This window comes from Acetomicrobium sp. S15 = DSM 107314, assembly GCF_016125955.1.
Classification (GTDB): Bacteria; Synergistota; Synergistia; order Synergistales; family Thermosynergistaceae; genus Thermosynergistes; species Thermosynergistes pyruvativorans.
The window spans coordinates 1-334 of the sequence record NZ_JADEVE010000019.1 but is presented as its reverse complement, the minus strand read 5'-3'; the positions used below and the strand labels follow the sequence as shown (position 1 = coordinate 334).

General features: G+C 54.2%; 1 pseudogene. It reads right to left on the bottom strand.

From position 1 onward, the window contains the following. Positions 1-203, bottom strand: a pseudogene (locus tag EZM41_RS00090) (carbamate kinase); the annotation flags it as partial. Positions 204-334: the final 131 nt, after the last annotated feature.

The window sequence follows — 334 nt, the reverse complement described above, 5'->3', positions numbered from 1 at the left end:
CGGTCCCCTAAACCTGCATGGGTCAAGGAGTTTATCAGGCTCTGACACAGGAAGTATCCTATCATCCCTTGACTCTGGGCGCCGCAGACATCCAGAGGCATGGCGGGCACTTGAGAGCGCCCTAATTCATTCTGGATGACTATCGCCCCCACCTGCGGGCCATTGCCATGGGTGACCACGACGTCGTATCCGGCCTCGATCATGGAAGCCACTTGTACGGCAGTGTGTTAGTAGGAGATCCCGCCTGTTATGGACGTTTCGGATTCAGGGACATTTCCTACCTGTCCTTGAAAGGCATTCGCAGAATTGCTCCCTTGTTTTTGTCGTTAGGCAA